11 protein-coding genes and 1 pseudogene are annotated in these 13,410 nt (G+C 71.4%); 5 read left to right on the top strand and 7 right to left on the bottom strand.

Annotated elements, in window-relative coordinates; genetic code table 11:
- The first annotated feature begins 12 nt into the window (after window positions 1-12).
- Window positions 13-996 (top strand): GDP-L-fucose synthase family protein, encoded by a 984-nt coding sequence (locus OG912_RS35395; RefSeq protein ID WP_327712897.1) that lies wholly within the window; start codon window positions 13-15, stop codon window positions 994-996.
- Window positions 997-1,093: 97 nt separating this feature from the next.
- Here the strand turns inward: OG912_RS35395 and OG912_RS35400 are convergent, their stop codons facing one another.
- Entirely contained in the window at window positions 1,094-2,596 is a 1,503-nt protein-coding gene (locus OG912_RS35400) for a sugar transferase (RefSeq protein ID WP_327712898.1), read from the bottom strand.
- A 416-nt stretch (window positions 2,597-3,012) separates the two neighbouring features.
- Here OG912_RS35400 and OG912_RS35405 point away from each other — a divergent pair, with 416 nt between their 5' ends.
- Window positions 3,013-4,272, top strand: a complete 1,260-nt coding sequence (locus OG912_RS35405; protein ID WP_327712899.1) for an FAD-binding protein — start codon at window positions 3,013-3,015, stop codon at window positions 4,270-4,272.
- Window positions 4,273-4,287: 15 nt separating this feature from the next.
- On the opposite strand, the gene OG912_RS35410 is transcribed toward OG912_RS35405, so the two are convergent.
- Together OG912_RS35410 and OG912_RS35415 are read right to left on the bottom strand one after the other, a co-directional pair.
- A complete protein-coding gene (locus OG912_RS35410) occupies window positions 4,288-5,283 on the bottom strand; it encodes an MASE1 domain-containing protein (protein WP_327713624.1) in 996 nt (331 codons plus the stop codon).
- Between the two features lie 64 nt (window positions 5,284-5,347).
- Complete coding sequence (locus OG912_RS35415; protein WP_327712900.1) at window positions 5,348-6,181, bottom strand: PP2C family protein-serine/threonine phosphatase; 834 nt, start codon at window positions 6,179-6,181, stop codon at window positions 5,348-5,350.
- Window positions 6,182-6,441: 260 nt separating this feature from the next.
- Here OG912_RS35415 and OG912_RS35420 point away from each other — a divergent pair, with 260 nt between their 5' ends.
- The gene (locus tag OG912_RS35420; protein ID WP_327712901.1) at window positions 6,442-6,741 is read left to right on the top strand and encodes a DUF1876 domain-containing protein; all 300 of its coding nucleotides are present in this window, start codon (window positions 6,442-6,444) and stop codon (window positions 6,739-6,741) included.
- A 94-nt stretch (window positions 6,742-6,835) separates the two neighbouring features.
- Here OG912_RS35420 and OG912_RS35425 read toward each other — a convergent pair whose 3' ends face one another.
- The gene (locus tag OG912_RS35425) at window positions 6,836-8,140 is read right to left on the bottom strand and encodes a pectate lyase (protein WP_327712902.1); all 1,305 of its coding nucleotides are present in this window, start codon (window positions 8,138-8,140) and stop codon (window positions 6,836-6,838) included.
- 282 nt (window positions 8,141-8,422) lie between these two features.
- Between OG912_RS35425 and OG912_RS35430 the strand changes: the two genes are divergently transcribed.
- Window positions 8,423-9,049, top strand: a complete 627-nt coding sequence (locus OG912_RS35430) for a DUF6629 family protein (RefSeq protein WP_327712904.1) — start codon at window positions 8,423-8,425, stop codon at window positions 9,047-9,049.
- A 449-nt stretch (window positions 9,050-9,498) separates the two neighbouring features.
- Window positions 9,499-9,984 carry a lamin tail domain-containing protein gene (locus tag OG912_RS35435; protein ID WP_327712905.1) on the top strand — a complete coding sequence of 162 codons (486 nt, stop codon included), beginning with the start codon at window positions 9,499-9,501 and terminating at the stop codon, window positions 9,982-9,984.
- A gap of 106 nt (window positions 9,985-10,090) precedes the next feature.
- On the opposite strand, the pseudogene OG912_RS35440 reads toward OG912_RS35435, so the two are convergent.
- The 3 genes and pseudogenes from OG912_RS35440 to OG912_RS35450 all read right to left on the bottom strand — a co-directional run.
- Window positions 10,091-10,999: pseudogene (locus tag OG912_RS35440) on the bottom strand (hypothetical protein); the annotation flags it as partial.
- 5 nt (window positions 11,000-11,004) lie between these two features.
- On the bottom strand, window positions 11,005-11,136 hold the full coding sequence (locus tag OG912_RS35445) for a hypothetical protein (protein WP_327712907.1): 132 nt from the start codon (window positions 11,134-11,136) through the stop codon (window positions 11,005-11,007).
- Between the two features lie 70 nt (window positions 11,137-11,206).
- Window positions 11,207-13,231, bottom strand: a complete 2,025-nt coding sequence (locus OG912_RS35450) for a SpoIIE family protein phosphatase (RefSeq protein WP_327713625.1) — start codon at window positions 13,229-13,231, stop codon at window positions 11,207-11,209.
- Between the last annotated feature and the right edge of the window lie 179 nt (window positions 13,232-13,410).

A 13,410-nucleotide genomic window follows, 5' to 3' on the forward strand; every position in this document is an offset into this window, starting at 1 on the left:
ACAATCCGAGCCATGACGACTGATCTCCCCGGCCCTCCCCAGGAATCCGTCCCGTCCCTGCTACGTCCCGGCGCCCGTGTGTTCGTCGCAGGCCACCGCGGTCTGGTGGGTTCGGCGCTGGTGCGCCGCCTCGCCGCCGACGGCCATGAAGTGATCACCCGCGGACGCGATCGCCTCGATCTGCGCGACTCCGAGCGGACCGGCACCTTTCTGCGCGAGGCGCGTCCCGACGCCGTGGTGCTGGCCGCCGCCAAGGTGGGCGGGATCATGGCGAACAGCACGTATCCCGTGCAGTTCATCGAGGACAATCTGCGCATCCAGCTGAGCGTGATCGCAGGCGCGCACGCTGCCGGGGTCGAGCGGCTGCTCTTCCTCGGCTCGTCCTGCATCTACCCCAGACGGGCCCCGCAGCCCATACCCGAGACCGCGCTGCTCACCGGCCCGCTGGAACCGACCAACGAGGCCTACGCCCTCGCGAAGATCGCCGGAATCGTGCAGACCCAGTCCTACCGCCGCCAGTACGGCGCCTCGTACATCAGCGCCATGCCCACCAATCTCTATGGACCGGGCGACAACTTCGACCTGGAGACCTCGCACGTCCTGCCCGCGCTGATCCGCCGCTTCCACGAGGCGCGGCAGAGCGACGCCCCGGCCGTCACGCTCTGGGGCTCCGGAAGCCCCCGCCGCGAATTCCTGCACGTCGACGACCTGGCCGCCGCCTGCGTGACGCTGCTGGAGCGTTACGACGGCGACTCGCCTGTCAACGTCGGTTCCGGCGAGGACCTGACGATCCGTGAACTTGCCTCCACCGTAGCCGACGTGACGTCCTATCACGGCGGAGTCGACTGGGACACGGCCAAGCCGGACGGCACCCCGCGCAAGCTCCTGGACGTGTCCCGGCTGTCCTCCCTCGGGTTCAAGCCGCAGATCTCCCTGCGTGACGGAATCGCACGGACCTACGCCTGGTGGCTGGAACAGCAGGGTGCCCAGCTCTGACCGGCGCACGGGACCGGACCCCCGGGCCGGGTGGACGGCCACTGCGCAACCCGCCACCCGGCCCGCTCGCTTTCCCCTCATCCGACCCCGCCCGCTCTCAGTACGCCCCGCGGCCGTCGGTGACGGCGCGCAGCGTACGGGCCATGAGCCCCATGTCCGTGGCCACCGACCAGTTGTCGACGTACCACAGGTCGAGCGAGACGGTCTCCTGCCAGGACAGGTCGGACCGACCGCTGACCTGCCAGAGGCCGGTCAGGCCAGGTCTGACCGCGAGCCGCCGCAGCTCCTGCTCGTCGTAGCGGGACACCTCGTCCGGCAACGGCGGCCGTGGGCCGACCAGGGACATGTCACCCCGCAGTACGTTGAAGAGCTGGGGCAGCTCGTCGAGGGACGAGCGGCGCAGCAGCCGGCCGATGCGGGTCACCCGGGGGTCCCGGCGCATCTTGAACATCGGACCGTCGTTCTCGTTCGACGTCACCAGCTGCGCCTTGCGCTGCTCGGCGTCCACCACCATCGAGCGGAACTTCCACATGGTGAACGGCCGGTTGTGCTGCCCCTGGCGGATCTGCCGGTGGAAGACCGGACCCGCCGAGGTGAGCCGGACCGCGGCCGCGACCGTCAGCAGCAGCGGAGCCAGCGCGATCAGGCCGAGAGCCGCGCCGGTACGGTCGACCGCGGCCTTGAGCGCCTGCTGCGGGCCGCGCCGCAGCGGCGGCACGATGTGCAGCAGGGTCAGCCCGGCCGCCGACGAGGGACGGACCCGGCTCTCGGTGATCTCCGAGAGGTGCGACAGCACGGACAGGTCGAGCCCGCCGTCGTGCAGCCCCCAGGACAGCAACCGCAACCGCTCCTCGGCGAGCTGTGGTCCCGGCACCACAAGAGCCAGGTCCGCTTCGTGGGCGAAGGCCGCCCCCAGTACCGTCGAGGCGTCGTCGTCGGCGGGCGCGGGCGCGAGCCGCCCCGGCACCGGAGCCTCGCAGGCCAGTGCCGTCGTCCCGACGGGCACGACGGCCACCACGAGGTAGCCGTGGTCCGCCCGGGAAGCGAGCAGCCGCACCGCCCGGTCCACCCCCGCGGGCTCGCCGACCACCAGGACGCGGCGGACCGTCCGGCGCCGCCCGGGCCACGGCAGCCGCCGCGCTCCGGAGGCCGCCGCCGTCGCCAGCAGGCCCGGCAGCAGAGCCACGACGGCCGTCGCCGGGTCGATGGTGCCGTCGACAGCGGTCCAGAGGACTGCCATCAGCCCGATGAGCAGCAGCCAGTCCCCGGTGGCGGTCAGCGCACCCGGCGGTCGGCCCGTGCCTCGTGCCGTGTAGCGGCCGCGCGCGGCCCGTACGCCGGACCACACCATCGCGGCAGCCGCCGCACCGGCCAGGGCCCTGGGCTGTCCGTCGGTGCGCAGGACGAGCCAGGCGGGAATCCCCAGGCCGAAGAAGTCGAAGCCGATGACGAGTGGCAGGTACCGGCCGGGTCTTTTCCTCGGCCCGGGCCGGGTGGAACGGTCGCGCTGTACGGTCTGGCCCTGCCGCAGGCGGTCGAAGTCCTGGCGGCGAGGCCGGTTCGAAGCGGTCCGTGGACGAGGCGCCCCCGCCAGTCCCACGGGTCCTGATATTTCGGATTCGGGTAGCTCGACATGCCCCATGAACCCCCCAGTCACAGTTGCATTGCCACAAACGGGGCGCATCCGCCGATCCTGTGGACTGACGGATGCGCCCTCGCTCGGTGCACGATATCCACACACGTGCCATTTCGCTGGAGTTCCAGTGAAGTTCAGACATGCGAGGTGACCCGGGACTCGTCCCGTTCCGTACTGGATCTCAGGTTCTGTGGTCGACTGTTGGTATTTGGGCCCTGCCGGAATCGGATGGTGTGCGGATATGTACCTTCGCCCGCCAACTACGTTGGGTGGCACCAGGGTTGATCGTCAAGGCCTGCTCGCCTCCTTTCCCCTGTTGCTGTCTGGGAGAATGCGGTGCCGGGGACATGGCCCGGCCACGAGCGAAAGAGGAACGCACGGTGACTCCCGCGGAGACGAACTGGGCCGGCAACATCACGTTCGGGGCGAGGCGGTTGTGCACACCCCGTACGGAGGCCGAACTGCAGGAGACGGTTGCCGCCGCCACCACGGTGCGGGCCCTGGGCACCCGGCACTCGTTCAACACGGTCGCCGACACCGCCGGGGACCTCGTATCGGTGGCCGGACTGCCGCGGCTCGTGGAGATCGATCCGGCGGCGCAGACGGTCACGGTCAGCGCCGGGCTGCGCTTCGGCGAGTTCGCCGGCGAGCTGCACGAGAGCGGCTTCGCGTTGCACAACCTGGGCTCGCTGCCGCACATCTCGGTGGCCGGTGCCTGCGCGACCGGAACGCATGGCTCCGGCGTCGGGAACCGCTCCCTCGCGGGGGCCGTCCGGTCCCTGGACATGGTGACGGCGGACGGTGGGCCGGTCACCCTGCGACGAGGCGACGCGGACTTCCCCGGCGCGGTGGTGTCGATGGGCGCCCTCGGCGTGGTGACCCGGCTGACGCTGGACCTGGTGCCCGCCTTCGATGTGCAGCAGTGGGTGTACGAGGAGCTGCCCGAGTCCGTGCTGACCGGCGCATTCGACGAGGTGATGTCGGCCGCGTACAGCGTCAGCGTCTTCACCGACTGGCGGCCGGGGCCGGTCGGCCAGGTGTGGCTCAAGCAGCGGGTGGGGGACGAGGGGCCGCAGCAGGCGCCGGCCGAGTGGCTCGGCGCACGGCTCGCCGACGGTCCGCGCCACCCCATCCCCGGGGTGGCCGCCGGGAACTGCACCCGTCAGGAGGGCGTTCCCGGGGCTTGGCACCGGAGGCTGCCGCACTTCCGTCTGGAGTTCACTCCCAGTAACGGCGACGAGCTGCAGTCCGAGTACTTCGTGGCGCGGGAGGACGCCGCTGCCGCGTACGAGGCCGTGGGCCGGCTCCGGGACCGGATCACCCCGTTGCTGCAGATCTCCGAGATCCGCACCGTGGCGGGCGACGACCTGTGGCTGAGTCCCGCGTCCGGCCGGGACTCGGTGGCCTTCCACTTCACCTGGGTGCCCGACGGCGCGGCCGTCGCTCCGGTGCTCGCGGAGATCGAGGAGGCCCTGGCGCCGTTCGGCGCCCGCCCGCACTGGGGCAAGGTCTTCGGTACCGCCCCCGATGTCCTGCGCGCCCTGTACACGCGGTACGAGGACTTCGAGAAGCTGATGGCCCGGTACGACCCGGCAGGCACGTTCCGCAACGATTTCCTGAACCGGCACTTCCCGCGCTGATCCGGCTCTGCCCGGTCAGCGGCTCTCGCGTTCGTCCTCCGGCCGGGACGGCCAGGCGGCCGCCGACCGGCCCGGGGCGAGCTGGTCCACCAGGTCGGCCAGTTCCTCGCAGGCCCGCTCGATCCGGCGGCGTACGTTGTGCTGCTCGGCGACGACCGCGGCCAGCAGCAGCGCGGTGAGCGCGACGGCGCCGTTCAGGATCGTGAGGTTGACCATGACCTGGATGATGGTGTGGCCCTCGAACGGACCCACCCGGTCCGTTCCCGCGATGATCGCCATGACGGACATCAGCAGGGCGCACGGCGCGCTGCCGGCGAGCTGGAAGCGCAGCGCCGCCCAGATGAGGATCGGGAACACCAGATAGATCATCGACAGGGGGCTGCGCATGGCCAGCAGCGATCCCGCCACTGAGACGATCAGCAGCGCCACGGCCTCCGCCCACCGGTCGGTGAGCCGCGGCATCCGCAGCCGGCGCAGGACGAGCAGCAGCGGGGTGACCACGAGGACGCCCATGACGTCGCCGGCCCACCACGCGGCCCAGACCGACCAGAACCCGCTCGCGGGCAGTTTGTCGTCGAGCAGCAGCACAGCGGTTCCCGTGGTCGCGCTGATGACCATCCCGGCCATCGCGCCCAGGAAGACCAGGACGACACCGTCGCGCAGCCGGTCCAGCTCCGTACGGAAGCCGACTCGGCGCAGCATCAGGAAGGCGCAGACGGGCGCGAGCGTGTTGCCCGCCACGACGAGGGCGGTGGACGGCGTCACCGATCCGGTGAGCGTCGCGATCACGAGCAGGGAGCCGAGCGCGATCCCCGGCCATACGCGCAACCCCATGTACAGCAGGGCGCCCAGTGCGATTCCGGTCGGTGGCCACAGCGGAGTGATCACTGCCCCGTGGACGGTCACCTTCCGGAGCAGCCCCAGGTCCGCGGCCGCGTAGTAGGCGCCGGCGACAGCCAGGATGCGCAGTGCAGCCACGGCCCTGCGTCGGTTCTTCTCGCTGCGGATCACGCTTCTCATCAGACACCGGCCGTGACAGGCGGCGGCCTTGTGACACGCGCCGGTCCCTCCGGCCTCATCCGGGGGCGGCGGGAAACGTCTCGTGGCGCAGGACGAGCACGGCGGCGTCGTCCTCGTGCCCGGTGCGCTCCGCCGTCTCCAGGATCGCGTCGGCCAGCTCGTCCGCGCTGTCGCCCGCGCGTGAGCGCACCAGTCGCACGACGGCGTCCAGTCCCTCGTCGATGGGGTACGACGGTCCTTCGACCACGCCGTCGGTGAGCAGGACGAAGGCCCCACCGGTCGTGAGCAGCCGGGTGGTGACCGGGTACTCCTCACCGCTCTGGATCCCGAGCGGCAGACCGCCCTCGTCCTCGGTGACGCCCGACTTGCCGTCGGCGGTGGCCCAGACCGCGCCCACATGACCGGCGCGGGCACTCTGGAGCTCCCGGGTCCGCGGATCGAGCCTGACGAACGTGCAGGTGGCCAGGAGCCCGGAGTCCACGGCCAGCAGCAGGTCATTCGTCCGGCGTACCACTTCGCCCGGATCGGCTGCCGTGACCGCGAGGGCGCGCATCGCGATCCGGACCTGGCCCATGAAGGCCGCCGCCTCGACGTCGTGTCCCTGTACGTCCCCGATGGCGAAGGCCAGCGACCCGTCCGGCAGCAGGAATCCGTCGTACCAGTCACCGCCGATGTCCAGACCGCTCCGCGCGGGGGTGTAGCGGGCGGCGGTCTGCAGACCGGGCAGGTCGGGCAGGACGGAGGGGAGCATTTCGCGCTGCAGTGCCACGGCCAGCTCCACCCGCGCCTGATGCAGCTCCACCTCCCGGCGTGCCCGCGAGGTGAGGCGGTGGAGGGTGGTGAGCAGCTCCTCGGCGCTGGCCGGGCGGGGAGGACGACGCCGGTTCATGGGCCGCTCCGCAGGGCAGGTGGTGGCCACCCGCACCACAGGATCCGTCGTGGCGGGTCGGTCCGGGAGGCCGACGCCGGTGAACCGGAAGGGATGGCCCGGCCCGGCCGCTGCGGGCGTGGTCCTCTGCATCGTATTTCGGTCCGGGGATCCGCGCAGGCCGAGCCGGAACGGGCGTGCGGGGCCGGTTGGGTGGATGCTGGAAACGGACCCGTACGGCGGCGGGCGCCCGCCTGCCGGTGCGGGCCGGGAGGTGCGCGATGAACCGATCGATGGAGTGGACGGTCCGTGTCGATCTGTCGGAGGACGACGGGACGACGAAGGCGGAAGCGGTGCTGGACACCGGTACCGCGAAACTCACCGGCCACGGGGTCGCCCGGTGCAGTCCGCAGGACCCGGACGTGCCCACCATCGGTGACGAGCTGGCGGCGAGCCGCGCGATGCGCGATGTCGCGGGTCAGCTGATGAGTGTGGCCGACCGCGAACTGGGCCGGGCAGGTGCGGGCCCCGGGGACGGGCCCGTACCACCGCCGTACGCCTGGTCGGACGCGACGGCCTGAGGCCGGCCCGGCTCCCACCGGTGACATGGCCGCGGTCATGGGCCCGCCCCGCCCCACTGTCCGGGACGGGGCGGGCCCGGCACGTCACCGGTGATCAGTCGACATAGGTGATGTCGGAGGTGGCGTACAGACAGTTCGTGCTGTCCGGGCCGGTGCCCGTCTGGCTGGGCTCGCCGCTCGTCACACCCTTGTACTTGGTGCAGATGTCGATGTCACGGTCGCCGTCGTCGTAGATCGTCACGCCGGACAGACGGGCCGTGTCACCGTAGTTGGGGTTGATCCCCACGAGGCCGTCGCCCGGTGCGGTGACCCATACGTTCTGTACCTGGACGTGCCGGCCGTACTGGGTGGAGCAGTTGCCGCACGAACGGTAGAGCTTGCCGAAGTCCTTGACCTGGAAGTTCTTGATGATCAGGGTGCCTCCGCCGTTGTGCTGGAAGACCTTGTCGTCCGCCTGCTTCGCGCCACCGCCGTCGATCGTGCGTACCAGCGAGGAGGAGCCGCCGAGGAAGGTGGCGGCATCCTCGCCCACGTCCTCCCACCACACGTTCTTCAGGGTGCAGGCGCCCAGGCAGTGCACGCCGTCCGCGGCGGGGGAGCCGAGGATGACGTTTTGCAGCGTGGCGCCGTCCGCCAGCTCGATCAGGGCGGGCTGGTCCTCGTCCTGGCCGTCGCTGCCCAGGTCGCCACTTCCGTAGAAGCGCTTCAGGCCGCCGTCGTAGGTGCCGGAGACCTTCATGGTCGAGGTCACGGCCTGGCTGCTGGTGGCCGTCGGCCAGGAGGGCGGGGAGCCGGGGTCGGTCGGAGGGTCGGTCGGCGGATCCGTGGGCGGGTCGGTCGGGGTCGACCCGGCGGCGGTGAACGTCCAGCGCTTGCTGGTCACCGAGTCGCAGGAGTTCTGCTGGACCAGGGCGCCGGCCGCGGTCGAACTGTCCTTGACGTTCAGGCACTTGCCGCCATTGGCGTTGACGACCTGGTACGTGTCGCCGCTGACCTGGGCGAGCGTCCACACCTGGCCGGCCCCGCCGGTGCAGCTCTGCTGCTCCACGGCCTTGCCCGCGCTCGTCGAGGCGTCACGGACCCCGGCGCACTTGGCGCTGTGCCCGGCGGCCAGGGTGTATCCGCTGCCGGAGGCCTTGAGCTGCCAGGTCTGGTTCGAGGCGCCGCTGCAGGACCGCTGGCCGAGCTGGACGCCGTCGGAGGTTCCCGCGCCGGGAACCTCCAGACACAGTCCGCTCGCGGCGTTCGACAGGCTGTACGAGCCCGCTGCGGGGGCCGCCGTGGCGGAACCGGTGGCGAAGAGTGCCGTGAGCCCCGCGAGAGCGAGCGAGGCTATCGCGACGAACGAGGCGGCTGCCCGGCCGCCTCTGCGTCTGGCATGCTGATTTCTGGTACGCACTGGGTATTCCTTTCACCGCCTGCGGTGTCCTCCGCAGGCACCAATGAGTGGTTTGGTGCGGTGGTAGGCAATCCCTCGACCATCGGAACGACGTACCGTGATGTTCCGTATGGTGAACCGAGTTCTTGTATGAGAACAGCGGTGACGGTACGTCAACGGCATGGACCGGTCAAGAAGTGGGAGTGTCATGGTTCGGCGGCCGCCGGACCGGGCCGTAGCGTGGCCGGGGAGCGGCTGCGGCGGAGACCGGCCGGCGGACACGAGAAACCCCTGGGTGGCGCCATGTGCTGGAGTGCGACCGCCGATCTCGTCGCGGGTACGGCGATTGCGGCGATCGGCGCGGCCTGCGTGGTCCGCACCCGGCGGGCCAGGGACCTTCCGCTCGCCGCGCTGCCGCTGCTCCTGGGGGCGCATCAGATCATCGAGTCCGTGGTCTGGCGGGCCGACGGCGGAACCGGACCGGCGACCGTGGCCTGGGCGGTCATCGCTCTGCCGATCCTCGCGCTGTGGGTGCCGCTGGGTGTGCTGTGCGCTGCCCCGCGGCAGGCCCGGCGCCGGCTCGCGGTGCCACTGGCGGCGGGGGCGGCGACCTCCGCCGCTCTTGCTTACAGCCTGGCGACCCGGCCCGTGACGGCGCAGATCCGCGGGCACACCCTCGGGTACGTCCTCGACCTGCCGTGGCCGGAACTGCTCGTGGCGGGCTACCTCCTGGCCACCGTCGGATCGCTGCTCCTGTCCGGCGACCGGGTGCTGGCCCGGCTCGGCCTGCTGGTCGCGGGCGGGGCTGCGGTCTGTGCCGTGCTGTGGCGCCTGGAGTTCATCTCCACCTGGTGTGCGTTCGCCGCGGTCTGCTCGGTGGTCCTGCTCGGCTGGTCCGGGAGGCGCCCGGCCGCCGGCGCCGGGGTGTGACGCGGCATCAGCGGTCAGCCGCACCCGCTCGGCCACGCCCGTGGTTCCGTGCAACCAACGCCTTCGGCCGGTGTTCGAGGGAACCTCTGTGCTGCTTTCCGGGGGTAACGGAACGGGCGTTCAGATCCGGCTGGGCCGCCGTTGTTACGGGTTCCGGGGGCCGGGCGGCCGGGCCCGGGCGGACGTGGGGCGGGGGCGGGGTGGTGCGCCGGCTTCCGTCAACCCGATGCCGTGCGGGTGGGTGCAGCGGGCAGCGATTGACAGGTACCCGGAGGTTTCGGTGGATGTCGCGTACAACCGCGTGTGACGGAAATGTCTGCATCCTGTAACACGTACTGGGGCGGTATCCGGACACCGGGCAACCGGGTCAAAGTATGCCTTCCCGGCACTACGCCGGGACCGAACAACGCCCGGACCGCAGGGTCCGGGCCTGCACTTGAGGGGTCTTCATGTCCCGTTCCGCACGACGGATCACCGCTGCTGTACTCGCTTCCGGCGCGCTGGTCGCCGCCGCCGCCCTCCCGGCGGTCGCAGACGACCACGACCACGACCACGGCCACGGCCGCGGTCACGCCCCTCGCCAGGCCGTCGTTCTCGGCAAGATCCAGTACAACAGCCCCGGCCGCGACAACGGCTCGAACCGGAGCCTGAACGGCGAGTGGGTCACCGTTACCAACACGAGCCGCCACTCGGTCAACCTGCGCGGCTGGACCCTGCGTGACGAGAGCCACCGCACCTACCGGTTCGACCTGCGTCTGCCCGGCCGCTCCTCGGTGCGTGTGCACACCGGCGTCGGCCGCGACTCCCGCACCGACGTCTACCAGGACCTCCGCCGCTACGTCTGGGACAACAGCGACACCGCGACCCTGCGGGACTCGCACGGCCACAAGGTCGACTCCAAGTCCTGGGGTCACCGCTACGGCGGCCACCGCTGATCCGTCGGCGCTCCGCCCGCTGAACACGGGGCGGCTGCCGACGCCCTGACCGCGGCGCACCACGGCCCGACCGCCGTGGTGCGCCGCACCCGTGTCCGCTTCCGCGTCAGGAGGCGTCGGCCTTCGCCGCCCGCTCGTCGTTGAGCGCCGCGACCGCCCCACGCACATCCCCGATCGTCGTGTAGTCGACGGCGACGAAGTTCACCGGACTGCCCCGTTCCCGCTCGCACCGATGGGCCCGGTCCAGCACCCAGTCACGGGCGTTGACCTTCCCCGCGTCCAGCCGGCTGCCGCCCGCGACCGTGATGAAGTGGTTCAGCAGGAACAGCCGCTTGCCGGTGCCCCCGCGGTGGGGGACGCAGCTCATCTCGGCGGGGGAGCGGAAGGCGAATGGCGTCTCCATTCCGTACCGGTAGAAGTTGCGGTACCAGGGTGCGGGCCCGTCGGCCTCCTCGGCGAAGACCACGAGCCGCCGGCCGCTGTCGACCATCTCGCCCAGCGTCGGCCACGCCTTGTCCGGGTCGGGGTCCGGTGTGTGGAGCAGGTCGTCGAGGCCCGCCTGCCGGAAGGCCTGTTCGGTCTCCTCGCCGCTGATCGCGTCCTGCACGATCAGCGTGACCACCTCACTCGGATGCTCCCGCATCCAGGTGCCCAGCGCGGTGAGGGCGGGCACCAGCTCGATCGCGCCCGCCCGGCACACGGCGTGACACAGCCACAGGCCCTCGCGCGGCGGGTTGAGCCGGTCGATCGCCGAGCCGATGAGCCGCCGCTGCTCCGGGGAGAATTCGGAAGTGTCCAGCCGCTGCGTGATCTCCTGCGACGTCTCCCAGTGGTACGTATCGATCTGCAGCGCCCGCGCACCCGCATTGAGCTGCGCAGTGATGTCGGGGTCCTGCAGCGGCCCGATGAAGCGGTCGTACGTCGTCGAGTCGGCGTTGTGCGAGGTCACGTAGGCCACCTCGTCGTACCGCATCCCGCACAGCCGGGCACTGCCCTGGCAGACGCGCGCAACCGACTGGTTCACGGCGAGACCAGGGTGGAGCGCGCGGTCGCGGTCAGGGCCATCACCAGCGTGCACAGGGCGGCCAGCACGAATGCCAGGGCACGCAGGGGGTGCGGCTTCCCGCGGAAGGTCTCCATGCCCGTGCCCATGCCCTCATGCTCGGTCCCCCCGGGCGATGCTGCGAGCCCAGCCGCCTCGCCGGCAGCCCGTGCCGTCCCGTCAGGAAGCGTCGTCGGGCGGGATCTCCTGCTCGGTCCACAGAGCCTTGCCGTCGGTGCCGTACCGGGTGCCCCAGTGCGTCGCGAGCTGGGAGACGATGAACAGGCCCCGGCCGCCCTCGTCCACGGTACGGGCGTGGCGCAGATGCGGGGCCACCGGGCTGGTGTCGTGAACCTCGCAGGTGAGGGTGCGGTCCAGCAGGAGCCGCAGGTGGAGCGGCGGGGTTCCGTAGCGGACCGCGTTGGTGATCAGCTCGCTCACGATCAGCTCGGTCGCCTCGATCGTCACCTCGTCGAGGTTCCAGCCTTCGAGCCGGTCGCGGACCAGGGTGCGGGCGATGGCGGGGGTGGTCCGGTCGTGGGCCAGTTCCCAGGTCGCGACCCGGTCGGGCGGGACGACGCCCGTCCGGGCGAGCAGGAGCGCGGCACCGTCCGGGTGCGCCTCGGCGGGGAGGGTGTAGACGACGGCGTCGCACAGCTCCTGCAGACGCCGGTCCGGATAGGCGAGCGCGTCCTGCACCCTGGTCACGGACTCGTTGTCGGACAGCAGCGAACCGGTGAAGAAGGCCAGCACACTGCCCTCGGCGAGTTCGACCGTCGCGGTGGCGAACGGGGCGCTGTCGTCGGAGAACAGGGGGGGTCCCTCGGGCACGTCGAGGGGGACCGGGCGGCCGTCCGGATCTACGGCGACCGGCGCCGGATGCCCCGCCCGCGCCACCGTGCAGGTCCGGGCGAAGGGGTCGTAGACCGCGTACAGACAGGTCGCGGTCAGAGGCTGGCGGTGCAGCGAGTCACCCGGCGGAAGCGACCGGCGCTCCCTGGCAAGGCGGTCGGCCGTGTCGTTGAGACGGGCCAGTACCTCGTCGGGGTCCAGGTCGAGACCGGCCAGGGCGTGGAGGGCCGTACGCAGTTGCCCCATGGTGATGGCGGTCTGGAGTCCGTGCCCGGCGACGTTTCCGATGATCAGCGCCGTCCGGGCACCGGACAGCCCGATGGTGTCGAACCAGCAGCCGCTGTTGCGCCCCGGGAGCAGCACATGTGCGGTCTCGATGGCGATCCGGGCGCCGTTGTACTGCGGCAGGAGCCTGCGCTGGACGGTCGAGGCGATCACATGGTCGTACGCGTAGCGCCGCGATGTCTCGATACTCAGCGCCGTGTGGGCGGCGGCAGTCAGCGCGAGGGTGAGATCCCGCTCGTCGAACGGCTCGGAACCGGGGCAGCGGTACAGGCTCACCAGTCCGAGGAAGGCCCCGTGCAGTTTCAGCGGTGCCACGATCAGGGAGTGGGCGCCGACCGCCGTGACCATGTGCCCGGTGACCGGATCCGAGTCCAGCCACGGGGTGTGCGGGCCGAGCTGGACGAGCCGGGGCCGCAGATCATTGGCGGCGAGGGCGTACGGCGTGCCCTGGGGCAGCCGCCGCGTCACGCCCACCGGTGTGTCCCCGTCGGCCCCCAGCTGGGCCGCGCGACGCAGGGGGACATCGGACCTCACCGGGCTGAGCGGCGCGCTCGAACCGCGCAGCACCTCGTCCACCACCTCGACCACGGCGAAGTCCGCGAACCGGGGCACCAGTGCACCCACGAACCCCTGACAGATCGCCTCCATGTCGAGGGAGTGGCCCACATTCCTGCGCACCGCGGCCAGCGTGTCCACCCGGGCGCGCGACTTCTCCCGTTCGTTGACGTCGACGACGGCCGCCAGCAGCCCGAGCGGCGGGCCGGAAGGGTCGCCGAGGCGGTGGACCGTGACCAGCAGACTGCGCTCGGGCCCCGGCGCCCCCATGAGCTGCCCGCGGATCACATGGTTCAGGACGGGCACACCGCTCTCCAGCACGCCGAGCAGCAGCTCCTCCGCCTTCTCGGGGTCATGGAGCCGGTACGCCTCCGTGAAGTGCAGTCCCACGATCCGCTCGGGCGCGACCGCGTCGGACAGCGCGTTGACCCGCTCCACCCGCAGTTCCGTGTCCAGGACGTGCAGCCCCACCGCGGACTGGCTGAACAGTGTGTCCAGGAGCGCGCCCGCCATTTTGTCGGCGGGGGGCGTTCCTGGGACCGGTGCACCGGCGTCCGGCACGTCGCACCCCCATCTGGCTCCGCCATCCCTGTGAATCGGCAGCTCTGCGGACAGCCTGCTCACCCCCCACCCGGGTCGCCACCGCGCTGCGGCAAACGGGTGAACCCGCACCCCGGGCGGCCGCCGCAGAT

The organism is Streptomyces sp. NBC_00464 (assembly GCF_036013915.1).
Taxonomy (GTDB): Bacteria; Actinomycetota; Actinomycetes; order Streptomycetales; family Streptomycetaceae; genus Streptomyces.